Source organism: Gluconobacter albidus (assembly GCF_002723915.1).
GTDB lineage: Bacteria > Pseudomonadota > Alphaproteobacteria > Acetobacterales > Acetobacteraceae > Gluconobacter > Gluconobacter albidus.
Map to the genome: position 1 here is coordinate 133449 of NZ_BEWL01000001.1, position 22756 is coordinate 156204.

The 22756-nt window shown below is 61.1% G+C and carries 20 protein-coding genes; 9 read left to right on the forward strand and 11 right to left on the reverse strand.

Annotation, left to right across the window (positions count from 1 at the left end; all coding sequences use genetic code 11):
- Positions 1-5: 5 nt before the first annotated feature.
- Both GAL01_RS00645 and GAL01_RS00650 read right to left on the reverse strand, forming a co-directional pair.
- A complete protein-coding gene (locus tag GAL01_RS00645) occupies positions 6-2297 on the reverse strand; it encodes an RNA degradosome polyphosphate kinase (protein ID WP_077802490.1) in 2292 nt (763 codons plus the stop codon).
- A 99-nt stretch (positions 2298-2396) separates the two neighbouring features.
- A complete protein-coding gene (locus tag GAL01_RS00650) occupies positions 2397-3110 on the reverse strand; it encodes a DnaA/Hda family protein (protein WP_062030930.1) in 714 nt (237 codons plus the stop codon).
- Positions 3111-3212: 102 nt separating this feature from the next.
- Here GAL01_RS00650 and purM point away from each other — a divergent pair, with 102 nt between their 5' ends.
- Together purM and purN are read left to right on the forward strand one after the other, a co-directional pair.
- Positions 3213-4310, forward strand: a complete 1098-nt coding sequence (gene purM, locus GAL01_RS00655; protein ID WP_062030850.1) for a phosphoribosylformylglycinamidine cyclo-ligase — start codon at positions 3213-3215, stop codon at positions 4308-4310.
- Complete coding sequence (gene purN, locus GAL01_RS00660) at positions 4307-4951, forward strand: phosphoribosylglycinamide formyltransferase (RefSeq protein ID WP_082790745.1); 645 nt, start codon at positions 4307-4309, stop codon at positions 4949-4951. The genes purM and purN overlap by 4 nt, the downstream gene beginning before the upstream one ends.
- An 84-nt stretch (positions 4952-5035) precedes the next feature.
- Here the strand turns inward: purN and ndk are convergent, their stop codons facing one another.
- Positions 5036-5458, reverse strand: coding sequence for a nucleoside-diphosphate kinase (ndk, locus tag GAL01_RS00665; protein WP_062030848.1), 423 nt, complete (start codon positions 5456-5458; stop codon positions 5036-5038).
- A 143-nt stretch (positions 5459-5601) separates the two neighbouring features.
- Between ndk and GAL01_RS00670 the strand changes: the two genes are divergently transcribed.
- The 3 genes from GAL01_RS00670 (at position 5602) to GAL01_RS00680 (ending at position 9597) form a co-directional block, all read left to right on the forward strand.
- Complete coding sequence (locus GAL01_RS00670; protein ID WP_062030846.1) at positions 5602-7509, forward strand: ABC-F family ATP-binding cassette domain-containing protein; 1908 nt, start codon at positions 5602-5604, stop codon at positions 7507-7509.
- A 106-nt stretch (positions 7510-7615) separates the two neighbouring features.
- Positions 7616-8761, forward strand: coding sequence for an AI-2E family transporter (locus GAL01_RS00675; RefSeq protein WP_062030844.1), 1146 nt, complete (start codon positions 7616-7618; stop codon positions 8759-8761).
- 59 nt (positions 8762-8820) lie between these two features.
- Positions 8821-9597: a MerR family transcriptional regulator gene (locus GAL01_RS00680; RefSeq protein ID WP_062030842.1), complete on the forward strand. Its 777-nt coding sequence runs from the start codon at positions 8821-8823 to the stop codon at positions 9595-9597.
- Here the strand turns inward: GAL01_RS00680 and GAL01_RS00685 are convergent.
- From GAL01_RS00685 to GAL01_RS00695, 3 genes are read right to left on the reverse strand one after another with little or no spacing between them, the layout of a single operon-like run.
- Positions 9560-9982: a hypothetical protein gene (locus GAL01_RS00685; protein WP_062030840.1), complete on the reverse strand. Its 423-nt coding sequence runs from the start codon at positions 9980-9982 to the stop codon at positions 9560-9562. The genes GAL01_RS00680 and GAL01_RS00685 overlap by 38 nt on opposite strands.
- Positions 9979-11121, reverse strand: a complete 1143-nt coding sequence (locus GAL01_RS00690; RefSeq protein WP_062030838.1) for a DegT/DnrJ/EryC1/StrS family aminotransferase — start codon at positions 11119-11121, stop codon at positions 9979-9981. Before GAL01_RS00690 ends, GAL01_RS00685 begins: the two co-directional genes overlap by 4 nt.
- Positions 11118-13100 carry a polysaccharide biosynthesis protein gene (locus tag GAL01_RS00695; protein WP_062030836.1) on the reverse strand — a complete coding sequence of 661 codons (1983 nt, stop codon included), beginning with the start codon at positions 13098-13100 and terminating at the stop codon, positions 11118-11120. The genes GAL01_RS00690 and GAL01_RS00695 overlap by 4 nt, the downstream gene beginning before the upstream one ends.
- Before the next feature lie 87 nt (positions 13101-13187).
- Between GAL01_RS00695 and GAL01_RS00700 the strand changes: the two genes are divergently transcribed.
- Positions 13188-14171 carry a glycosyltransferase family 4 protein gene (locus GAL01_RS00700; RefSeq protein WP_062030834.1) on the forward strand — a complete coding sequence of 328 codons (984 nt, stop codon included), beginning with the start codon at positions 13188-13190 and terminating at the stop codon, positions 14169-14171.
- A gap of 12 nt (positions 14172-14183) precedes the next feature.
- Here GAL01_RS00700 and GAL01_RS00705 read toward each other — a convergent pair whose 3' ends face one another.
- Together GAL01_RS00705 and GAL01_RS00710 are read right to left on the reverse strand one after the other, a co-directional pair.
- Positions 14184-14585: a MarR family transcriptional regulator gene (locus tag GAL01_RS00705; RefSeq protein ID WP_062030832.1), complete on the reverse strand. Its 402-nt coding sequence runs from the start codon at positions 14583-14585 to the stop codon at positions 14184-14186.
- A gap of 298 nt (positions 14586-14883) precedes the next feature.
- Positions 14884-16275, reverse strand: coding sequence for a M17 family metallopeptidase (locus tag GAL01_RS00710; RefSeq protein ID WP_062030924.1), 1392 nt, complete (start codon positions 16273-16275; stop codon positions 14884-14886).
- 59 nt (positions 16276-16334) lie between these two features.
- Here GAL01_RS00710 and GAL01_RS00715 point away from each other — a divergent pair, with 59 nt between their 5' ends.
- From GAL01_RS00715 to fdxA, 3 genes are all read left to right on the forward strand, one after another.
- Complete coding sequence (locus GAL01_RS00715; protein ID WP_099253026.1) at positions 16335-18932, forward strand: helicase-related protein; 2598 nt, start codon at positions 16335-16337, stop codon at positions 18930-18932.
- Positions 18929-19207 carry an RNA-binding S4 domain-containing protein gene (locus GAL01_RS00720; RefSeq protein ID WP_062030830.1) on the forward strand — a complete coding sequence of 93 codons (279 nt, stop codon included), beginning with the start codon at positions 18929-18931 and terminating at the stop codon, positions 19205-19207. The genes GAL01_RS00715 and GAL01_RS00720 overlap by 4 nt, the downstream gene beginning before the upstream one ends.
- A gap of 92 nt (positions 19208-19299) precedes the next feature.
- Entirely contained in the window at positions 19300-19632 is a 333-nt protein-coding gene (gene fdxA / locus GAL01_RS00725; RefSeq protein WP_062030828.1) for a ferredoxin FdxA, read from the forward strand.
- A 167-nt stretch (positions 19633-19799) separates the two neighbouring features.
- On the opposite strand, the gene cyoD is transcribed toward fdxA, so the two are convergent.
- From cyoD to cyoB, 3 genes are read right to left on the reverse strand one after another with little or no spacing between them, the layout of a single operon-like run.
- Entirely contained in the window at positions 19800-20129 is a 330-nt protein-coding gene (cyoD, locus tag GAL01_RS00730) for a cytochrome o ubiquinol oxidase subunit IV (protein WP_062030826.1), read from the reverse strand.
- Positions 20129-20749, reverse strand: a complete 621-nt coding sequence (cyoC, locus tag GAL01_RS00735; protein ID WP_062030824.1) for a cytochrome o ubiquinol oxidase subunit III — start codon at positions 20747-20749, stop codon at positions 20129-20131. Before cyoC ends, cyoD begins: the two co-directional genes overlap by 1 nt.
- 18 nt (positions 20750-20767) lie before the next feature.
- A complete protein-coding gene (gene cyoB, locus GAL01_RS00740) occupies positions 20768-22756 on the reverse strand; it encodes a cytochrome o ubiquinol oxidase subunit I (protein ID WP_062030822.1) in 1989 nt (662 codons plus the stop codon).

Consider the following 22756-nt stretch of genomic DNA (forward strand, 5'->3'; position numbering starts at 1 on the left):
GAAGGTCAGTCTTCCAGAATCCTGTCGGGCCGCTCACGGGGGCGGTGTGCCTCCGGAAGGACCTTCTCCCGCGCGGCCGAGCCTCGGCCGGACAGGGACGGATTGTTCATGAAGTATTCGTGGGCGGAGAACGGATGTGCGCCTGGCGAAACCCGATGCCAGTAGCCGTCCCTCGTGAGCGTCCAGCTCTGAAGGTTGTCCTTGATGTTCATCGTCATGATCTGACCAAGAATCTGCGCATGGACCGTCGGGTTCGTGATGGGCACCATGGCTTCTACCCTCCAGTCCATGTTCCGCACCATCCAGTCTGCCGAAGAAATGAAAACTTTTGCCTTGGCGGACGGCATCCGGTGGCCGTTTCCGAATGCGAAAACCCGCGCATGCTCCAGAAAACGCCCGACAATCGACTTGATTTCGATATTGTCCGAAAGCCCCGGCACACCCGGCCGCAGACAGCAGATTCCGCGAATGATCCCGATGATCTTCACCCCGGCCTGTGAAGCTTCATAGAGCTTGTCGATCAGTTCGGCGTCCACCAGGCTGTTCATCTTCAGCCAGATCCGCCCCGGACGCCCTTCCTTGACGTGGTCGATCTCGTCCTGGATGAGCTGTTGCAGCGTGGAGCGGATGGTGATGGGCGAGAAGGCCAGCGCATCCATTTTCGCGGGGATGGCATAGCCCGTCATGTAGTTGAACAGACGCGCCGAATCCGAGGCCAGCTTCGGGTCACAGGTGAAGAACGACAGGTCCGTATAGATCCGCGCCGTAATCGGATGGTAATTGCCCGTCCCGAAATGCGCATAGGACCGGAGCGAGCCGTTCTCGCGACGGACCACAAGGCTCAGCTTGGCATGCGTTTTGAGATGCGCGAAGCCGAACACGACCTGCACGCCCGCCGCTTCAAGCGCGCGGGACAGGCGGATATTGGCTTCCTCGTCAAACCGCGCCCGCAGTTCGACCATGGCCGTGACTGATTTTCCAGCCTCTGCCGCTTCGATCAGCGCATGCACGATCGGGCTGTCACGGGACGTCCGATAAAGTGTCTGCTTGATCGCCAACACGTTCGGGTCCAGCGCCGCCTGACGCAGGAACTGCACCACCACGTCGAAGCTCTCGAACGGATGATGGACCAGCATGTCCTTCGCCCGGATCGCTGCGAAACAGTCGCCGTCATAGTCCAGAACCCGTTCGGGAAAGCGTGGCGTATAAGGCGGGAATACCAGATCCGGCCGGTCATCCACGATCAGCTGCTTGAGGTCCGTCACGCCGACGAAACACGGCAGAACGACCACGTCCTCTTCGCCCACGCCAAGCTCTTCGCCCATCTCGCGACCCAGCGTGTCCGGCAGCTTGCGATCGAGTGCGAGGTGGATGCACACGCCGCGCCGACGCTGCTTCAGCGCTGTTTCATAAGACCGGACCAGATCCTCGGCCTCGTCTTCAAACTCCACATCCGTATCGCGGATTACGCGCAGCACACCCGCCGCCCCGATCACAAGCCCCGGGAACAGACGCCCGGCAAACAGTGTGATGAGATCTTCAAGCAGTACGAAGCGGATCTGGTCGGGCGTCTCCTGCCCTTCCTTCAAACGGGCCGGGAGGCGCAGAAAACGCGGAACCTGCGCAGGAAGCAGGATCAGCCCATCCATCACATGTGCCGAAGAGGCCGCATCCTTCAGACGCAGATGCAGCGCCAGACCCATATTCGGAATGAAGGGCAGCGGATGGGACGGGTCGACCGCCATCGGCGTCAGCACCGGGAAGACCCGCTCGTCGAACAGCGTGGACAACTGCGCCAGATCCGTCTCATCCAGCGAGTCGGTTGGCAGGATGACGATCCCCGCGTCCTTCAGTTCCCCTTCCAGCACATGCCAGACGCGCTGCTGCTCTGCCAGGAGATGCCGCGCCTTCTGCCGCACCTGCGCAAGCTGCTGGATAGGCGTCAACCCGTCCGGGCTGCGCACGACCATGCCTTCACGCACCTGTCCCACAAGCCCGGCCACACGGACGGAATAGAACTCGTCCAGATTGCTGGAGCTGATCGACAGGAACCGCACCCGCTCCAGAAGCGGATTGCGGACGTTCTCAGCTTCGTCAATGACGCGTTCGTTGAAATCCAGCCACGACAGTTCCCGGTTCAGGAAGCGTTCAGGCGATGTCGACATGTGCGCGTAATCTTCCGCCCGGACAGCGGGGGTCTGTCGGCGACGGCTGCGGTTCTGGGCCGGGGTCACTGCACTGCGAGGCTTGCGGGGGGAGCGGCGGCGCGGCACGGGCCGGGAATCTTCAGTCGTCACAATGGGGCCTTCCGGAACACACGGATTTACAAATCGCCTCAAGGGTCATGCCACGGGATAGGCATGTCAAACGGAGTTTTTGTGTCACGTTCGTGACACCTATTCCTCAGGCGTCAGCAGATCCGGCAGCATCTCGAGCGCCAGCGCCCTCGTAATGGGCTGCTTGCGCACCAGCGCCGCCTCGTCCAGCCGCTCCACAGCCGAAACCAGCGCGTTTCCCGTCCGCGGGAGATGGCGCCACAGCCACTCCGTCACCGAGTGCGACACGACAAGCTGCCGGTCCGCCAGCAGCGACAGCAGCAGCGTCGCCCGCAGATCGTCCTCGGGCTCACCCGTCGCAGTCGTAGCGGTCGCCCGCAGACGGCTGGCCAGATCGGGCAGCATGAAATGACTGCGAGACGGCGGCAGCCGCCCCGCCATCAGAACCCGGTCTCCCTGGGACAACGCATCATTGAGCAGGTGAAGCATGGTCGCCTCGTCTCCCGGCGAATCGGCATTGTCGATCGCAAGATTTCCCTGCACCCGGATCCGTCCTCCCGCAGAGGACCTAGAGAACAGCCGGGCATCCAGTACCGTAGCGTCATGTTCATGCGCCCAGGCCGTCAGGAGATGCGTCTTTCCCGTTCCTGAAGGCCCCCAGAGCCACAAACGCCCATCCGGCCACTGACTGCGCGCAAGCCATGCCCGTGCCGCCACATTCGAAGGACCATTGATGAAACGATCTGATGTCATCGCCGTCACCCGGCGTAGCGGAAACGCCATCTGGGTGGCCGCGGGCCTTCCGGAAGCCCCGCCCACATCCCGTTTCGTCATCGCAGCCCCCTTTTTCATGCCGTATCGCCGTCAAACAGGCGTTCCGCCAGCGCGCAGGATGCTCTAGAACGGCGTCACGTCAACCAGCGGGAACCTTCGACCATGACCGATCAGCCTGACATCGCCCCCGGATCGAGCCAGGGCACGAGCCACAGCACAACTGGCGGCGCAAGCTACGCACAGGCCGGCGTGGACATTGCCGCAGGCGATGCGCTGGTCGATGCAATCAAGCCAGCAGCCAAGGCTACGAACCGTCCCGGCACCATGGGCGGTCTCGGCGGTTTCGGCGCCCTGTTCGATCTGAAGGCCGCAGGCTTCACCGATCCCGTCCTCGTCAGCTGCACCGATGGCGTCGGCACGAAGCTGATGGTCGCCATCGAGGCGGGCAAGCATGATGATGTGGGGATCGACCTCGTCGCCATGTGCGTCAACGACCTCGTCGTACAAGGCGCTACCCCGCTGTTCTTTCTGGACTATCTCGCCACCGGAAAGCTCTCTGTCGAGGCCGCTGCTACGGTCGTGAAGGGCATCGCCAAGGGCTGCGCCGAGTCCGGCTGCGCCCTGGTCGGCGGCGAAACGGCTGAAATGCCCGGCATGTACGCCCCCGGCCATTACGACCTCGCCGGCTTCAGCGTGGGTGCTGCCGAGCGCAACAGCCTGCTCCCCGCCAACATCGCCGAAGGGGATACGCTGATCGGCCTGCCCTCTTCCGGCGTTCACTCCAACGGCTTCTCGCTGGTCCGCGAAGTCGTGCGCCGTTCGGGCCTCGGCTGGAACGCCCCCGCCCCCTTCGCCGAAGGGCACACCCTCGCCGAAGCCCTGCTGACGCCCACGAAACTCTACGTCCGCACGATTCTCGACCTGCACGCAAAGGGCCTGCTGAACGGCTGCGCCCACATCACTGGGGGCGGTCTACCCGGCAACCTTCCCCGCGTCCTGCCTGAAGGCCTTGGCGTCCGCATTGACGGCTCCGCATGGGTTGTTCCGTCCGTATTCCGCTGGCTGGCCAAAACCGGCAACGTGCCCGCTGATGAAATGCTTCGCGTCTTCAACTGCGGCATCGGTATGGTGCTCGTCACGTCCGAACCCGAAACGGTCATGGCCGAACTGGATGCACGCGGCGAAACCGGCTTCCTCATGGGTCAGATCGTCCGCTCCGACGACGCCTACACCCTGACTACGCCGGTCTCCTTCGCATGAAGAAGCCGCACTCCCGCAACAAGTCCCGAGCTCCTGTCAAAACCCCTGCCAAAAAGGCCGAAAAAGTCCCCGTCGCGGTCCTCATCAGCGGTCGTGGCAGCAACATGCGCGCCCTGATCGAGGCTTGCGCCCGGCCGGACTACCCCGCCGAAATCGTGCTGGTTCTCAGCAACCGTCCCGATGCGCCCGGCCTTGAAGTCGCCGAAAAGGCGGGACTGAAAACCCTCGTCATCGATCACAAGCCTTTCGGCAAGGACCGCGAAGCCCACGAACGCGAAGTCGACGCAGCACTTCAAGCCTCCGGCGCCATGCTGGTCGTCCTCGCAGGCTATATGCGCGTCCTGACACCCTGGCTGGTCAATGCGTGGGAAGACAGGATGCTCAACATCCATCCGAGCCTCCTGCCCGCATTCCCTGGCCTGCACACCCATGAAGCCGCCATCAAGGCTGGCGCAAAAGAACATGGCTGCACAGTCCATCTGGTAACATCCGGCGTGGACGAAGGCCCTATCCTCGGACAAGCCAGCGTGCCCGTCCTCGAAACCGATACCCCCGAAACGCTCGCTGCCCGCGTTCTGGAACAGGAACACATTCTTTACCCGGACGTACTGGAAATGATCTGCGACGTTTTTGCGAAGTAAAAGACGTTCAGCTTCCCGGGACAAAAAAAGGCGCGGACCGAAGTCCGCGCCTTTTCATAAAACAGAATGAGCCTGCCGTGAAAATTACGGCAGGATTTCCGTCTCGGCGAAGAAGAAGGAGATCTCGTTCTTCGCGTTCTCGAGGCTGTCGGAGCCGTGCACGGAGTTAGCTTCGATGCTCTCGGCGAACAGCTTGCGAACGGTGCCTTCAGCAGCGTCGGCCGGGTTGGTGGCGCCCATGACTTCGCGGTTCTTGGCGACAGCGCCTTCACCCTGAAGAACCTGCACGACAACCGGCTCGGCAATCATGGAGGACACGAGGCTGCCGTAGAACGGACGCTCCTTGTGGACCGCATAGAAAGCACCAGCCTGCTTCTCGGTCAGGTGGATGCGCTTCTGGGCAACGATACGCAGGCCAGCGTCTTCGAACACGGCATTGATCTTGCCGGTCAGGTTACGCTTGGTGGCGTCGGGCTTGATGATGGAAAGCGTGCGCTCAAGAGCCATCTTTCTTCTCCTGTTAGGACCGGTCCTCGCTGGACCAGCGGGTCAATACCGCCGTTCCACTAGAGCAAATTCATCGTTCCTGATAGGTCTGTCGCAGTATTTTAACCGACCTGTTTCTTTTCTTCCGACTGATCGAGGCGCCCGTGAGCCTGCTCACCATCACCGACCTGACCCTCCGCATCGCGGGCCGCTCCCTGCTGGACAATGCGTCCCTCAGTGTGGACCCGGGGCGCAAGATCGGCCTGATCGGCAGGAACGGCGCCGGAAAATCCACCCTTCTGGCGGCGATCGCCGGTGATTTCGCGCCCGATGGCGGCACCATCACCCTCGCTGCCCGCGCCACGATGGGCCGCGTCAAACAGGAAACACCCTCCGGCAGCACGTCCATTCTCGATACGGTCCTCGAAGGCGACCTTGAACGCACACGCCTGCTCTCGGAAGCCGAAACCGCGACTGATCCGGTTCGCATCGCGGACGTCCACGAGCGCCTCATCGCCATCAATGCCTACACTGCGCCCGCCCGCGCCGGTGCCATCCTGTCCGGCCTTGGCTTCGATCAGGACGCGCAGAATCGGGCAGTTTCGGATTTTTCGGGCGGCTGGCGGATGCGCGTTTCGCTGGCTACGGCGCTCTTCCTGAACCCCGACCTCCTGCTGCTCGACGAACCGACCAACCATCTCGATATTGAAGCCACGCTCTGGCTGGAATCTTGGCTCGCGAAGTTCTCCGGTGCGGCGGTCATCGTCAGCCATGACCGCTCCCTGCTCGATAACACCGTGGATGCCATCGCCCATCTCGATCATCAGAAAATCAGCGTCACCCCGGGCGGCTACGACAATTTCGTCCGCATTCGCACGGAACAGGCGCTTCAGCAGAACCGCGCGGCCGAACGCATCGCCGCCCAGCGCGCGCATATGCAATCCTTCCTGGACCGTTTCCGCGCCAAGGCCACCAAAGCCAAACAGGCACAAGCCCGTCTGAAGGCCCTCGAGCGTCTGCCGCAGATCGACAGCGTCGTGGAAGACACACCCACCCGCTTTTCTTTCCCTGAACCGCAGCCTTTGCCGCCGCCAATGCTGAGCCTGAACAATGTCAGCCTCGGATATGACGGGCGCGTCGTGCTCAAGGGGTTAAACCAGCGTCTGGACATGGAAGACCGAATTGCCCTGCTCGGCCAGAACGGCCGCGGCAAATCCACCTTCGCCAAACTTCTGGCTGGTCGGCTGGAGCCCATGTCGGGCACCTACAATCATTCGCCCAAACTGAAAATCGGCTATTTCGCCCAGCACCAGAGCGACGAACTTGTCCTGACCGACACGCCTATCGAACATATGAGCCGTGCCATGCCGGACGCGCTTCCTCCCGCCGTCCGCGCGCAACTTGCCCGGTTCGGCCTTGATGAAAACCGTGCAGAAACAAAGGTCGGAGAACTTTCGGGCGGCGAAAAGGCCCGTCTGCTGCTCGCCCTTTCCACCCGCGAGGCCCCGCATCTGCTGATCCTCGATGAGCCGACCAACCATCTCGATCTCGACGCCCGCGACGCCCTGATCCGCGCGCTCTCTGCTTTCGAAGGCGCTGTCGTCCTTATCAGCCATGACAGCCATCTCGTGGAATCCGTCGCCGACCGTTTCTGGCTGGTCGAAGATGGTACGATCTCTCCTTTTGACGGCGACATGGCCGAATACCGTGCCTGGCTTCTCGAACGCGCCCGCAAGGCCCGCGCCGAGATGGCCGAACGCAGTAAAACCACCACAGCCTCTGCGGATGGCAACACACCCTCTGCCCAGAAACGCATCGACCGCAAGGAACAGACCCGCGCCCTCGCCCCACTGCGGCGGAAAATCCGCGATGCCGAAGCGAAAATGACCCAGCTCTCCGGCGAAAAGAAAAAGATCGAGGCCCGACTGGCTGATCCAGCTCTCTACCAGTCCGGCGACGCTGCGGAACTGACGTCCCTGAATGTCCATCTGGCCGCGCTCAACGCCACACTCGAAACCGTTGAGGAAAGCTGGCTTGAAGCGCAGGCCGAACTGGAAGACGCAACCGCCTGAGCGTTTACGGGTCTCCCACACAGTACATGATCGGAAGGAGCCATTGACCCTCCTTCCCTCTCCCCATAAGCCAGTTGCCAACGACTGACCCCAGGACTGACACCCCATGCGCATCTCTTTTTCCGATCCGGCAGAACGCAGCGAAACGGAACCCCGCGCGCGGGAGCTGTCCAAAATTGCCGGGCTGATGCGGATCACACTGGCTCTGACCCTGATGCTGCTCGCCATCTGGCTGATCGGCGACGTTCTGGCTGTGATTTTTGCCTCCGCTCTCGTAGCCGTAGTTCTACACGGGCTGGCTCGCATGCTCCGGCGGCACGTTCCCATCATTCCATATCAGGGCGCGGTCGCTCTCGTGACCGTCGTAATCCTCATTGCGATGATCGGCCTTGGCTGGAGCAGCGGTCCTTCCATCAGTGACCAGTTCATTCGCCTCAAACAGGCGCTGATTACCCAGTCTGGTGAACTGCGCGCCCATCTTTCCGGCTCCACGATCGGACAGATGGTTCTTGATCACCTGCCAGCATCCCTCGGCGGAAACGCCCCCGGAACGGGAGGCCTCGGCTCCCTGGGATCAGGACTTGCGGGCTCGGTCACAGGTCTTCTCAGCAGTGTCTTCGGCATCATCGGAACGCTGCTGGTTATTTTGATCGCTGGCCTGTATTTCGCCCTCAGCCCGGCTGTCTATATCGACGGGATGATCCGCCTCGTCCCAACGCAGCACCGTCCTGCCGCGCGCGAACTGATGCTGACCGCCGGGGCCACCCTCTGGGCCTGGACTGCCGGACAGGCGCTGGACATGCTTGTAGTCGGCATGCTCTCGGGCATTGGCCTGTCACTGATCGGCGTGCCCCTCGCACTGGCGCTCGGCGTCGTGGCGGGTCTTTGCAATTTCATACCCTATATCGGCGCCATTCTTGGCGCTGTGCCCGCCATCCTGCTGGGCCTGTCGCTCGGCACGCATGAGGGCCTGTTCGTCGCCATTTTGTATTGTGTGATCCAGTTTTTCGAGGGCAACGTCCTTGCCCCGCTGATCCAGCGCCGCGCCGTGCATATGCCGCCTGCAATGGCCATCCTTTCGCAGACGGTTTTCGGCTCCATCCTTGGTGCTCCCGGCCTGATCCTTGCCTCCCCCATCACCGCGGCCCTTCTGGCGATGGGCGACAAGGCCACGGCCCCGCTGGAGGACGAAAACCAGACCCGTCGTGACGTCGGCGAAGTCACGGAAGAAGAAGAAAAACAGCAGAAGTAAATTTCCGCTTGCTCCTGACGTAACGTCATCATCCTTGATGTGACGTCAGGAGCATGATGATGAACGTACGAACCCTGACAATTGGTGAACTTGCGGCGGCGACTGGCGTCACCCCCCGCGCTTTGCGGCACTTCGAGGCAGCCGGACTGCTTCGCCCGCAGCGCGCGGAAAATGGTCGCCGCGCCTATGAAGCAACCGATATCGGGACCCTGACGCACATCCTGCTCCTGAAACGGGCCGGTTACACGCTGAGGGAAATTGCGTCCCTTTCTCGTGGACCTCTCGATGCAGAGAGACTGCTACAGGCACAGCTCCGCGTTCTCGAAGCCCGGCGTACCGAACTCGACGCCGTTATCGGCCAGATGAAGGCCGCCTGCGCTACGATTTCAGGAGAGACTGTCCTGGATCTGAAGTCTTTCTGCGCCCTCATCAGCAAAGGACAGGATCATATGACACCCACCTCCATGAAAGACGTGTTGAACCAGTATTTCACGTCTGATGAACAGCAGCGCTGGCAGAGCATGGCCAACAGCCATTTCCCGCTGGAAAATCGTACGGAATACGCTGAACAGTGGGAGACGCTCATCGGTCAATGCGAAGACGCCCTGAGCCGGAATGTCTCTCCAGCCAGCGACGAAGCGGCGGCCCTGCTGGCAAACTGGAAGATTCTCCAGAAACCACTTCAGGATGCGACAGGCCCGGAACTCTGGGGCAAGGCAAACCGGATGTATCTGGAGCGGAGCAACTGGGAAACGTCCGAGCGAAAGCTGCCTTTCAGCCCGGACGTTCAGGCATTCATTATTGCGGCCGCGCGCCATCAGGCTGTAACGCCATAAGCTGCGCATCAGGGAAGGCATTCATCCGGTACGGACCGTTTTTCTCGAGCTGGACGCCGACGATATCGTCCTGCTTCTTCTGCTTCCAGATGGAAACAATCACGGGCTGCCCCTGCGCCGTAGCCATTTCAAGAATGACCTGTCCCGGCGCTGGCGGACGCTCGCCCGACGGGCCCCATGCCGTCTCATGGGACTGAAGCCACAGATTGACCTTCTGAACCTCATCAGCCGTCAGATTACGGCTGATGGGCGCGCTCATCTGGCCCGCAGTTACCTGTGGAAACTTCCAGGCATGCAGCAGCGGCCATGTCACGAACCAGACAATGCCCACGGGAATGAGGACCAGCGCCCCGAAAACCAGAAGAAGTTTCTGCTCGCGTCTCACGCCTGTTCTCCTGCCCAGTGATTGAGGGCTGCAATGATGTGGCGGACGTCATCGTCCGTCAGTTCGGGATGGATGGGAAGCGCCAGAACGCGTGCGCCAAGCCCTTCGGCCACTGGCAGCACGGCTCCGTCATGATGCGGTGCATAGGCCGGCTGATGATGTAGCGGCTTCGGATAATAAATGGCGGTCGGAACGCCTGCGTTCTTCAGCAACGCCTGGAGCGAATCCCGCTTTGCCGCATCCGGCAGCAGAATCGTATAGATCGCCCAGGCACTCTCGCTGTCCGGCACCCGCACGGGCGATACAATCCCTGCAGGCATTCCGGCATCGTAGGCCGTGGCAATCGCGTCCCGGCGTTTCAGCTCCCCGTCAAACACATCAAGCTTTGCCAGAAGCACAGCCGCCTGAAGCGTATCCAGCCGCCCGTTGATCCCGATCCGCTCGACTTCATAGCGCGTCCGGCCTTCGCCATGCGTGCGAAGGGAATGATACAGCGCCGCCAGACCGTCGTCGTCCGTCAAAATCGCTCCACCGTCTCCATAACCGCCCAGCGGCTTGGACGGGAAGAAAGACAATGTGGTCGCCTTCGCCTCATGTCCCAGACGGCGGCCATGATATGTCGCCCCAAAAGACTGTGCACAATCGGCCACCAGCGTCAGGCCCTCCTGCGCAGTCCAGGCTTTCAGGTCGTCCCACGGCGCAGGTTGCCCGAACAGGTCCACCCCGATCACGACACGCGGCTCCAGATCCTCCGCCTGACGGACCGCCTCAAGCCGGGCTTTCAGCGATTCAAGACTGATCTGGAAGGTCTGCGGATCGACATCCACGAAAACCGGCGTCCCACCCAACAGCAGAACGACTTCCGCCGTCGCCGTATAGGTGAAGGCCGGCAGGAAAACCGCATCACCCGGCCCGATTTCCTCGGCCATCAGCACCATCAGCAGCGCATCGGTCCCGGATGACACGCCAATCGCATGTTTCGCTCCGCCGAATTCTGCCAGACGCTGCTCCAGTTCCTGAACCTCCGGGCCAAGCACGAAGCGGCAATGCGCCATGACGGCATCCACACGCTTCTGGATGCTGCCACCGAGGCGCGCCTGCTGGGCGGGGAGGTCGAGAAAAGCAATCTGCCGTGTCATGGCGCTATCATCTCCGGATCGGGATGGGAGACCGCGACCGGCAGTCCGCCGTCACGGTTATGAAGAAATTCAGGAACCAGCCTGTACAGGATCGTCATGATCGCGCCCAGATCGTTTGCGCGGCAGGCCATTTCCAGCTCGTCCATCGCAAGTCTCGCCACTCTGAAATCGACCGTCCGCGGGGAGGCTATCCGCAGACCGGGCGCGTCGGTCGGAACCGGCGCCTCGCGTCCGTGGAACAGTTCCTCGAACAGCTTTTCACCCGGACGCAGCCCCGTGAAGCGGATCTCGATATCGGTCTCGGGGCGCAAGCCCGCCAGCCGGATCATCTGGAAGGCCAGATCCATGATCCGCACCGGATCGCCCATATCGAGCACGAAAATCCCGCCCTGCTTGAGACGCCGGTCCGTCGCGTCATGTTCCGCACGCTCATGCGTTCCACGCACGGCCGCCTGCAACACAAGCCCCACGGCCTCCGGCACTGTCATGAAATAGCGCGTCATGTCCGGATGCGTGACCGTCAGCGGCCCACCATGTTCAAGCTGCCGCCTGAACAGCGGGACAACCGATCCTGTAGACCCCAGCACATTGCCAAACCGCACGGTCACGCACCGCATGCCGCCCTGCCCGGCCCGCGCCCGCATATCGAGCGCCTGTCCATACACCTCCGCACAGCGTTTACTGGCCCCCATCAGACTGGACGGATTGACCGCCTTGTCGGTGGAAATCATGACCATCGCCTGCGCGCCCGCCCGGTCGGCCTCGTCTGCAACGATCCGTGTGCCGATCACATTCGTCAGGACCCCCTCGACCGGATTGTCCTCGACAATGGGCACATGCTTGAGGGCCGCCGCATGAAACACGATCTGCGGTCGGTATTTTCCAAAAATCTCTGCCATGCGTCGCCGGTCGCGCACATCCGCCACGATCTGATGGCGTGCCACGTCACCAAAGCGCTCGGAAATATCCAGATTGATCTGCCACAGCGCATATTCGCTGCTCTCGATCAGCAAAAGCACAGCAGGCTGGAACGATGCAATCTGCCGTGCCAGTTCGGAGCCAATGCTGCCGCCAGCCCCGGTCACGGCAATGACGCGCCCGCAGATCAACCGCGCCATACCCTGCGAATCGAGCGCAACGGGCGGACGGTTCAGCAGATCCTCGATTGCGATGGGCCGAAGCTCTACCCGGTCCGCCGGCTGCAAGGCTGTCAGAGACGGCGTGCGCTGAACGTCGATGTCATAGACCCGCGCCGCTTCAAGAATTCGCGCCAGTTCACGCCCCTTGATTTCGCTCGCGGTCAGAACCAGTGCATCCGGCAGCTTTCCCGCAGCAAACAGCCGCTCCAGAATGGCGGGCGTTTCGCTGATTGTTCCAAGAATGGGGCAGTCATGGATACGCCGCCCGGCCTGCTGGGAACCGCCGGTCAGGATCCCCACCACACTGCGACTGTTCTCGCTGTCGCGCTCCATCGCCCTGATGAACAGATCGGCTTCATGATCCGCGCCCAGCAGCAGGATGCGCTGACTGGCCAGCGCCGTGCTTTTACGACGCGCCGCCAGACGCCACATCATGCGGACGGAGCCGAGAAACACCAGCAGGACCAGCGCATGGATAATCGGGAAAGTCGGCGTCGGCAGCGGATAGCCCGCCACGTGTAACAGCCCCGCAAACAGCAGCGCACTCAGAACCGAGGCACAGGCAATGTTGAACAGGTCCGCCACACCCGAGAAACGCCAGTACTGTTGCGGAACACGGAACGGCAACCCGCCCACCAGAAGGGTGATCCCACCACCGGCAATAAACCACAGCGGATGCAGCCATCCCCCGGCCGGATCCGCCAGCCAGCGCGCAACAGGCGCCGCCGCGGCAGAGACGACTCCGTCCAGCGCCACATTGAGCGCAATGCGCCGCGCCCGCATCGACGTATGCGAGGTCGATGCGGCAGGCGGCTTGAAAGAAGGCGCCGAGGGGGGCATTGAGGCCGGAGAGGCGGGGCCTGTAGGATCAGCAGATATCACCTGCTCCTTATAGCGCCAAAAGCCGCTCTCCCATAAAGTCGTTCGATGCCCTTTTCTTTCCACAACATTAACAGCGGCCTTACGCTCCCCTGCGCCGCCGCGGTCGTCCTGTGCAATATCCTGATCCTGCTCATGATCCGCGCAGGCGTTCTGGACCATCCCGTAGAGCGGAGTTCCCATACGCGGCCCACGCCCAAAGGCGGCGGCATCGGCATTGTCGGAGCCTTCGTCCTCTGCCTGATCCCTGCCCTGCGCGCAGCCCATGCCCCGGCATCCATCATTCCTGCCATTACTGGATTACTGATCGGCATGATCGTGCTCGGCGCTGTGTCTTGGCTCGACGACATGCGGCCCTTCCCCGCCCGCTACAAACTTGCAGCCCAGTTTCTGGCCGCAATCGCCGCAGCCTTCGGAGCAATTTACGGCACGCATAGTCCGTTATGGACGCTGGTGCCCTTCGTGCTCGCCACCGTCTTCATTACGAATGCCCTGAATTTCATTGACGGAATTAACGGTCTCGCTTCCGGTGTCATGGCCATCTCGGCCCTGTTCCTGGCCGGTGCCGGCATCATGCCCGCCACGTTCATGTTGCTCGCCATCTGCCTGCTGGGTTTTCTGCCCTATAATTTTCCAAAGGCCCGGATCTTCATGGGCGATGTCGGCAGCCAGCCTATCGGTCTCGCCATTGCCTGGGGGGGCATGACAGGCTTTCGCGCAGGTGGGGGTGTCCTCGTGATCGCTCTGCTTTCGGGCGTGCTGTGGGACGTGACCTTCACGCTGCTACGCCGCGCGCGCGCCGGCGACAGACTGGCACAGGCTCATCGCGGCCATCTCTATCAACTAGCCATTCGCTCGGGATTACCCGTGGCGCTCGTCAGTCTTTTTCATTGGGGGTTTGCCCTTTGGGGCGCTGCGGCATTCGCCACAGGTCAGATCATCATAACCATCGTGATGATCGCCCTGCCACAGATCCTGTGGACAGGATATATCTGCACGCGGGCCAGAACCCGCGTGCAGGATCGCTGGTAATCAGCAGATCGTTCAGCCGGCGCGGCGGCTGCTCAGGCGCTCGACGGAAGCCGAAGCGCGTTCCGTGCGCGTCGAACGGGTGCCGGAGGCTTCCGTCATGACGGCACGCATTTCGCGCAGGAAGGTGGAGCCCTTCAGCGTGCGCTGTACGAGAACCGAACGACGGTCCAGGGGATCGACCTTGCGGCGGGCCAGATCCAGCTCACCCAGACGGTCGAGTGCGCGGGTAATGGCGGGTTTGGAAACCTTGAGCTCAAGGGCCAGACCACGAACCGTGTGGGCGCCGTCGCGCAGATAGCAGGTCAGGAACACGGCAAGCTGGCGTGCCGACAGGTCGGGACCGTCGCGGCGGACCATGGAAACGATGGTGTCGCACAGAAGATTGAGCATCTGATCATTGGTAGCCTGGGGCATGATCTCTCTCCTAAACAGTTCGACCCCTGTTGTCCGATCCCATAACAGGGAGGGGCGGCACGGGGGCCAACATGAAATTGTCTCTGTCTCTCCTTCCAGGGAGAGACGTCAGTTGCACTCAGATGGTGATTCGAAACGCATACGCAAGCATACGGGTTCCAAAACATTCCAGTAGACGATGACTCTGCATCGAAACGATAAGGGGCATATGCCTCATTGAAACGCATTTGACACCCTAATCTTTCAGCCGCCCTCCGCACCGCCACACTGTTCCCAGAGTGAAACGCTTCATGAAAGCTCAGGAATTATTATGAATTCGTGACAATGTTTCCAGAATCGCCCGAAGACCGAGCACTTCTCCCCCTTCAGGACGGCCCGGGCGCCCTCCGTCATTCCACGCATAAGTGTCGATATGCGCCCATTTCTGGCCCTCCGGCACGAATTTCTGAAGATAAAGTGCCGCTGTGATCGCCCCGGCCATGGGTTTTGACGTCACGTTTCCGAAGTCGGCAATTTTACTATCGAGCCATGCATCATAACCATGCCAGAGCGGCATTCTCCACATTACATCGGCCATCGTTTTTCCCGATTCGAGAATGAGTGAGGCCAGTTCATCGTCATTACTGAACAATGCCGGCACATCCGGACCGAGTGCTACGCGCGCAGCACCCGTCAGGGTTGCAGCATCCAGAATGACATCCGGACGGTTTTCGGACGCTTCCGTTATGAGATCACACAACACCAGCCGCCCCTCCGCATCCGTGTTGCCAATTTCGACCGTTTTGCCGCTGCGCGTCTTCAGAACATCCCCCGGCCGCATGGCATGACCGGACACGCTGTTCTCCACACACCCCAGACGCAGCTCCAGATCCACATCCAGCCCCACGTCGATCGCCGCGCACATCACGGCCAGCATCAGCGCCGCCCCCCCCATGTCCTTCTTCATCCGAAGCATGCCCGCCGCGCCCTTGAGATCGTATCCCCCGGTGTCGAAACATACGCCTTTGCCGATAAGGGAAATCCGTGGCGCGCCCTCACGTGCTTTCCACCGTGCCACGGCCACAACAGGCTTGCGTTCGGACCCTTCGCCCACCTCTGCCAGACACGGATACGCACGGCGCAGATCGTCTCCTTCGAGCAGGCTGACACTTGCCCCCCGATGCACCAGCGCCTTGCCCGCCATCTCGGCAAGCTCGCGCGGCCCCAGAAGATTCGCCGGCATGTTGATCAGATCGCGTCCGAACCACACGGCCTTCGACAACGCCACAAGCCGCGTCGCATCGTCCGGAACAACCATCCGCGTCGCGCGTGGCTTTGCCTCACCAAGACCGAACCGATACGCCCCCATGCAGAAACCGAGCAGCGCGCTCTCCAGTGCAAGCGCCTCCAGCCCGTGCAACACGACCGTCCAGTCTCCTTCCGGCAGTGCTGTTCCCAGGATACCGAAAGCATCCGGATCGTTCGACCGTACGGAGGCCACACACAGAAGCGCAGCACCGACACCGCCCTCATCCGGCAGCAGCGTGAAAGCACCGTCTTTCGCCGAAAATCCCTGCTCCTGCAGAAACGCAGCATGCTCTCCGAGAAGAGTCATGACCGCTGCTTGGTCTTCACAGGCCACGAGATGAACCAGACGCGCCGAAGGTGCTTCGGCAGAGGTCACGAAGGGAAGCTGGGAATGCGGATTCATGAGATTTTCTTCCTCAAAGACCTGCCCCACCCGAGAAAGATCCGTCGGAAGGGCTTCAGATGCTTGCTTTTGCCCCGCAGGCACCCGACCATTCAGACATGAAGGGTGCATTCCACGGAACCTCGTCCAGCGACCATACCATGCCAGCCAGCATCCGTGCTGCCCTCGGCCCCACCAATACCGGCAAGACCCATTATGCCCTGACGCGCATGATGGCCCATGCGTCCGGCATCATTGGCTTTCCCCTACGCCTTCTGGCCCGGGAAAACTACGAGCGGCTCGTGAAAATCAAGGGCGAGCGCCACGTCGCCCTCATTACGGGCGAGGAAAAAATCGTGCCTCCCGGCGCGCGCTGGTTTTCCTGTACCGTCGAAGCCATGCCGCTGGACCGCAAGGCCGAGTTCATCGCCATCGACGAAATCCAGCTCGCCTCGGACCCGGACCGCGGCCACGTCTTCACGGACCGGCTGCTCCACGCGCGTGGCACGGTCGAGACGCTGTTCCTCGGCGCCGAGACCATTCGCCCGCTGCTTCAGAGGCTCGTGCCCGGCATCGAAATCGACATCCGCACCCGTCTCTCGAGCCTGGCCAGCACCGGACACACGAAACTCTCCCGTCTGCCTCCACGTTCGGCCATCGTCGCCTTCTCCATGAGCGAAGTCTATGCGCTGGCTGAAGTGATCCGCAGACGCCGTGGCGGCTGTGCGGTTATCATGGGCCAACTTAGCCCCCGCACCCGCAACGCTCAGGTCGAACTCTATCAGAACCGCGATGTGGATTATCTCGTCGCAACCGATGCCATCGGCATGGGTCTGAACATGGACGTCGATCACGTCGCCCTGGCGCAACTCAGCAAATTCGACGGCACTGTGCCGCGCCCGCTGTTCCCGCAGGAAATTGCCCAGATCGCCGGGCGCGCCGGACGCGGCATGAAAGACGGCACCTTCGGCACCACAGCCGACTGTCCGCCGATGTCCAGCGCCCTCGTCGAAGCTGTCGAACAGCACCGCTTCGATCCGATCCAGCGCCTCTACTGGCGCAACCACGAACTCGACTTCACCAACCCGGCCAACCTGCTCAAAAGCCTGACCCGGCCGCCACCGCTGCGCGGCCTGACCGCAGGCCGCGTGGCCTCGGACGTCACCACCCTCGAATCCCTGATGCTCGACCCGGATGTCCGCGAGATGGCCCGAGGCAAGCGCGCTACAACCCTGCTCTGGGACGTCTGCCAGATCCCCGACTTTCGCAAGCTCGGCGATGACAGCCACACCCGGCTCTGCGCGCGCCTCTATATCCATCTGGTCAAGGAAGGGTCCATTCCCGCCAACTGGATGGAAGGCCATATCCGTGGGCTGGCCAAAACCGAAGGCGATATCGACACCCTCATGCACCGCCTGACCGGTGTGCGGGTCTGCTCCTATGTCGCCGCCCGTACAGAATGGAGCCGCCATTCCGCGATGTGGCAGGAACGCGCCCGTGAAGTCGAAGACCAGCTTTCCGACGCTCTGCACGAACGCCTTACCGCCCGCTTTGTAGACCGTCGCGCCACCACGCTTCTGCGCCGCCTCGACAGCGACGGCGACCGCACGCTGCTGTCTGCCGTGAAACCCGATGGCGAAGTTCTCGTCGAAGGTCACAGTATCGGACGTATCAGGGGCTTCACGCTGGACACGGATGTGGCCTCGGGCCCGGACCGTCAGATGATCCTGCGCGCCGGTCGCAAAGCCCTCATCCACGAAATCCCCCGCCGCATCCGCCTTCTGCAGGACGCACCGGACACCGCTCTCAGACTGGACGCCACGACGGGACATATTTTCTGGGACGAAATCCCTCTGGGCCGACTCAGCGCAGGTTCCTCCCTGCTCCGTCCCGCCATCCAGCTTTTCCCCGCCGAGTTCACTGATACTGTCCAGAAAGGCCACGTCGAAACCCGCCTTCTGGCTTTCGTGGTGCATCTCATCCAGACGGACCTCAAAGCTCTTTATCGCGCCCAGGCCCTCGCTGAACGCGAACCCGGACTGCGTGCCATCCTCCACCGCCTCATGGATGATGGCGGCATCACCGAGACCCTGCCTGAGGACCATGCGCTTTCCCCCGCCCTGCGCGGGAAACTGCGTAAAGGCGGGGTCGAGATCGGACGCTTCTCGATCTTCTGCCCCGCCCTGTTCCGGACGCGGTCTCTGGACCTTCTTGGACTGCTACATGCGCTGCACCAGCAGACTCCACACCGCCCGACGGCCCCCGGTCGCGTCTCTCTTCCCTGGTCTGACATCGGGGGTCAATTCGGCTGGATCCGCGCCGGGGATACAGGCCTGCGTCTCGACATCGCAGAACGCTGCATCGCGGAACTGCACCAGCTTACACTCCGCCGAGACCATACGGCGCCATCCGATCTGGCCTCGCGGCTTGGCGTAAAGGCCGACACCCTGCCGGCCGTCCTGAAAGGTCTGGGAATCGCACATCAACCGGCAGAAACCCCGTCTCCAAGCCATTCCGGTCCGCCGCGCCCTCTCATGATCCTCCACGACCGCAAGACCCGCGCCTCACGCCGCCCCAGATCCGCACAACATGGCTTTGCTCCCAGACGCCCCTCCCCACCGAGGACTGACAACCCCTTCGCGGCCCTTGCCATCCTCAGGGAAAAAGTCCGTCCGTGAGCGAGCCTTATCAGCGGCTGGACCAGTGGCTCTATTATGCCCGCATCGCCAAGACACGGCCGCTTTGCGCGGCCATCGTCGGAAAAGGCCGCATCCGCATCAACCGGCAGCCTACCAGCAAGCCCCATGCCAGGCTTCACATCGGGGACATATTGACTTTTCCCGCAGTTTCTGGCGGAGAAGTGCGCGTGTGGCGCGTCTTGGATCTTGGTGAACGCCGCGGTCCGGCAAAAGAAGCCGCACTTCTTTATGAAGTCATCACAGAAGACGGCTGAGGATGCTTGCGTCTGACGCCAAACCTTCGCATATCATCCCGCTCGGATGAAACCGGCCGGATGCCGGACCAGCAAGACGATCGGAGACGTCAATGACCTATGTGGTCACAGAAAACTGCATTCGCTGCAAGTTCACGGATTGCGTGGAAGTCTGCCCCGTAGACTGCTTCTACGCAGGTGAGAACTTCCTTGTCATCAATCCGGACGAATGCATCGACTGCGGCGTATGTGAGCCGGAATGCCCGGCCGAAGCCATCTTCCCCGACAGCGACAACCGCGCCGCACCGTGGATCGAAGTCAATGCGAAATATTCGACGCAATGGCCGAACATGACCCGCAAGATCGACGCCATGCCAGATGCGGAAGATTGGAAAGACAAGCCGGGCAAAGCTGCGATGCTGTCCGAAGCACCGCATCAGAGCTGATTTTCCTCCGACACAACCGACGTACCCCACCCGGTCTTTCACGAGACCGGGTTTTTTTTATGCCTGCTGCCCGGATGGAAGCCACGCCCCCGGAGCGACACAAAGCACAAAAAAGGGCTGGCAGGATTTCTCCCGCCAGCCCTTCCCACAAGATTTCGAAAGAAACCTTAGCGGGACATCATGTTGATCGCAGTGTCATGCATGATGAAGATCGTGCCGCCGATGATGACGATCACCGATGCCGCAGCAAAGATGAAGCACATCAGGTTCCAGCTCTGCTCGCTGCTGGTGTTCAGGTGAAGGAAGAACACCAGGTGGACGACGATCTGCACGACGGCAAGAACCGTCAGTGCGGCCAGCGCCATCCCTGGAGACAGGGCGTGGGTCATGACGGCGGCAAAAGATGCCACCGTCAGGATCACGGCCAGAACGAAGCCGATCAGATAAGCCGAATAGGAGCCGTGGCTACCATCGTGGGCTGTATGTGCCTGAGCCATTACATCACTCCTGCGAGATAGACGAACGAGAAGACACAGATCCAGACGATGTCGAGGAAGTGCCAGAACAGGCTGAGGCAGGCCAACTTGTTCATCATACGCTCGGACAGATCCTGCGGACCCATCATCTGCACCATCAGAACGACCATCCAGATCAGGCCGCAGGTGACGTGCAGACCATGCGTTCCCACCAGCGTGAAGAACGCGGAGAGGAATGCAGAACGGTCAGGACCATTGCCTTCTGCGATCATGGAGGTGAACTCGTTCACCTCCAGACCGACGAAGGAAGCGCCGAGCACAAACGTGACGGCAAGCCAGACCAGAACCATCGTCTTGTTCTTCGCCAGCGCGTTCAGCGAGGCAAAGCCGTACGTGATGGACGAGAACAGCAGGATAGCCGTCTCGATCCCCACGTTCGTCAGGTCGAACAGTTCCTTGCCCGACGGGCCACCGGCGTACTGGTTCCGGAGGACCGCAAAGGCAGCGAAGATCGACCCGAACAGGACGCAGTCCGTCATCAGGTAGAGCCAGAAGCCGAACACGTTGGGGGTCTCGTGATGATGTTCCCCGCCGTGATCGTCGGCGTGTGCCAGAGGCGACATTGTTGCTTCGTGAGCCATAAGTCTTATGCCCCCCTCTTACTCTGCTGCCTGCGCCGCAGCGATACGACGAGAATAGACTTCCTCGTTGTGCTCGATTTCGCTCACCGGGACGTAGTAGTCGACGTCGCGGTTTGCGCTGCGCAGGATCATGGTTGCAACGATACCGATCAGGCCGATGGCAGCAAGCCACCAGATGTACCAGATCGAAGCGAAACCGAGGATGAAGCTGAACAGACCGATGAAGACACCAGCAGATGTGTTCTTCGGCATGTGGATCGGAGCCAGCGGCTTGCCGTGAGCCTTCAGACCCAGCTGCTTCTCGGTGTGGAACGTGTCGAGACCATGAATGTCAGGAATGACCGCGAAGTTGTAAGCCGGCGGCGGAGAGGAAATGGACCACTCCAGCGTACGGCCGTTCCACGGATCACCCGTCAGATCAAGGTTCTCGGGCAGGTTACGGTCACGGATGGACACGTAGAGCTGCGTCAGCTGGCAGACGATACCGCAGGCGATAACGATTGCACCGGCTTCAGCAACCAGCATCCACGGATACCAGTCGGGATTGTCGTAGTGGTTCATACGACGCGTCATGCCCTCGAGACCGAGGATATAGAGCGGGACGAAGGCCAGATAGAAGCCGACGAACCAGCACCAGAAAGCGCGCTTGCCCCAGGCTTCGTTCAGCTTGAAGCCGAAAGCCTTCGGGAACCAGAAGCCCATGCCCGCGATGTAACCGAAATACACGCCGCCGATGATGACGTTGTGGAAGTGGGCGATCAGGAACAGGGAGTTGTGCAGGATCCAGTCAGCAGCCGGCATGGCCATCATGACACCGGTCATACCACCGATGGAGAAGGTGATCATGAAGCCCAGCGTCCAGTACATCGGAGCCGTGAATTCCACGCGGCCCTTATACATCGTGAACAGCCAGTTGAAGATCTTCACACCCGTCGGGACGGCGATGATCATCGTCATGATACCGAAGAAGGTATTGACGTTGGCACCGGCACCCATGGTGAAGAAGTGATGCACCCACACGACGAAGGAGAGCACCATGATGGAGCACGTGGCGTACACCATCGTCTTGTAGCCGAAGAGCGGCTTCTGGGAGAACGTTGCCGTGACCTCGGAGAACACACCGAACGCCGGAATGACGAGGATGTAAACTTCCGGATGGCCCCAGGTCCAGATCATGCTGAGGTAGAGCATGACGTTGCCGCCGGCATCATTCGTGAAGAAGTGCATGCCGAGGTAACGGTCAAGGCTGAGCAGAGCCAGCGTTACCGTCAGAACCGGGAAGGACACCATGATCAGCACGGTCGTGCAGAACGCAGTCCAGGTGAACACCGGCATCTGCATCCAGCCCATGCCAGGCGCACGCATTTTGACAATGGTCGTGAAGAAGTTCACGCCTGTCAGCAACGTACCGACACCGGAGATCTGAACAGCCCAGATATAGTAGTCAACGCCGACACCCGGGCTGAACTGCATCTCGGACAGAGGCGGGTAAACCAGCCAGCCGCACTGTGCAAACTCACCGATGAACAGCGAGATGTTGATCAGCAGGGCTCCGACCAGCGTCATATAGAAGCTGAGCGAGTTCAGGAACGGGAACGCCACGTCACGTGCACCGATCTGAAGGGGAACCACCAGGTTCATCAGGCCCGTCATGAACGCCATCGCCATGAAGAAGATCATGATGGTGCCGTGAGCGGAGAAGACCTGGTCGTAGTGATGCGGCGGCAGATAACCGGGGTTACCATTATAGGCCAGCGCAAGCTGGGTCCGCATCATGATGGCGTCCGCAAAACCACGGAACAGCATGACGATCGCCAGAATGACGTACATCACAGCAAGACGCTTGTGGTCGACAGTCGTCAGCCATTCACGCCAGAGATAGCCCCATTTGCCATAATAGGTGACAGCACCCAGTACGGCGAGACCGATAACAGCAACACCAAGGAATGTACCGACAAGAATCGGCACATCCAACGGTATGGCTGAAAAGGAGAGTTTTCCGAGCAT

Coding starts and splice junctions, on each gene's coding strand:
- GAL01_RS00680 (WP_062030842.1), top strand. CDS start 8,821: ATGAACGTACGAACCCTGACAATTGGTGAACTTGCGGCGGCGACTGGC.
- GAL01_RS00700 (WP_062030834.1), top strand. CDS start 13,188: ATGCCCTTTTCTTTCCACAACATTAACAGCGGCCTTACGCTCCCCTGC.
- fdxA (WP_062030828.1), top strand. CDS start 19,300: ATGACCTATGTGGTCACAGAAAACTGCATTCGCTGCAAGTTCACGGAT.
- cyoB (WP_062030822.1), bottom strand. CDS start 22,756: ATGCTCGGAAAACTCTCCTTTTCAGCCATACCGTTGGATGTGCCGATT.
- purN (WP_082790745.1), top strand. CDS start 4,307: ATGAAGAAGCCGCACTCCCGCAACAAGTCCCGAGCTCCTGTCAAAACC.
- cyoC (WP_062030824.1), bottom strand. CDS start 20,749: ATGGCTCACGAAGCAACAATGTCGCCTCTGGCACACGCCGACGATCAC.
- GAL01_RS00715 (WP_099253026.1), top strand. CDS start 16,335: ATGCTTGCTTTTGCCCCGCAGGCACCCGACCATTCAGACATGAAGGGT.
- GAL01_RS00675 (WP_062030844.1), top strand. CDS start 7,616: ATGCGCATCTCTTTTTCCGATCCGGCAGAACGCAGCGAAACGGAACCC.
- GAL01_RS00690 (WP_062030838.1), bottom strand. CDS start 11,121: ATGACACGGCAGATTGCTTTTCTCGACCTCCCCGCCCAGCAGGCGCGC.
- GAL01_RS00695 (WP_062030836.1), bottom strand. CDS start 13,100: ATGCCCCCCTCGGCGCCTTCTTTCAAGCCGCCTGCCGCATCGACCTCG.
- ndk (WP_062030848.1), bottom strand. CDS start 5,458: ATGGCTCTTGAGCGCACGCTTTCCATCATCAAGCCCGACGCCACCAAG.
- GAL01_RS00710 (WP_062030924.1), bottom strand. CDS start 16,275: ATGAATCCGCATTCCCAGCTTCCCTTCGTGACCTCTGCCGAAGCACCT.
- GAL01_RS00705 (WP_062030832.1), bottom strand. CDS start 14,585: ATGCCCCAGGCTACCAATGATCAGATGCTCAATCTTCTGTGCGACACC.
- purM (WP_062030850.1), top strand. CDS start 3,213: ATGACCGATCAGCCTGACATCGCCCCCGGATCGAGCCAGGGCACGAGC.
- cyoD (WP_062030826.1), bottom strand. CDS start 20,129: ATGGCTCAGGCACATACAGCCCACGATGGTAGCCACGGCTCCTATTCG.
- GAL01_RS00650 (WP_062030930.1), bottom strand. CDS start 3,110: ATGACGAAACGGGATGTGGGCGGGGCTTCCGGAAGGCCCGCGGCCACC.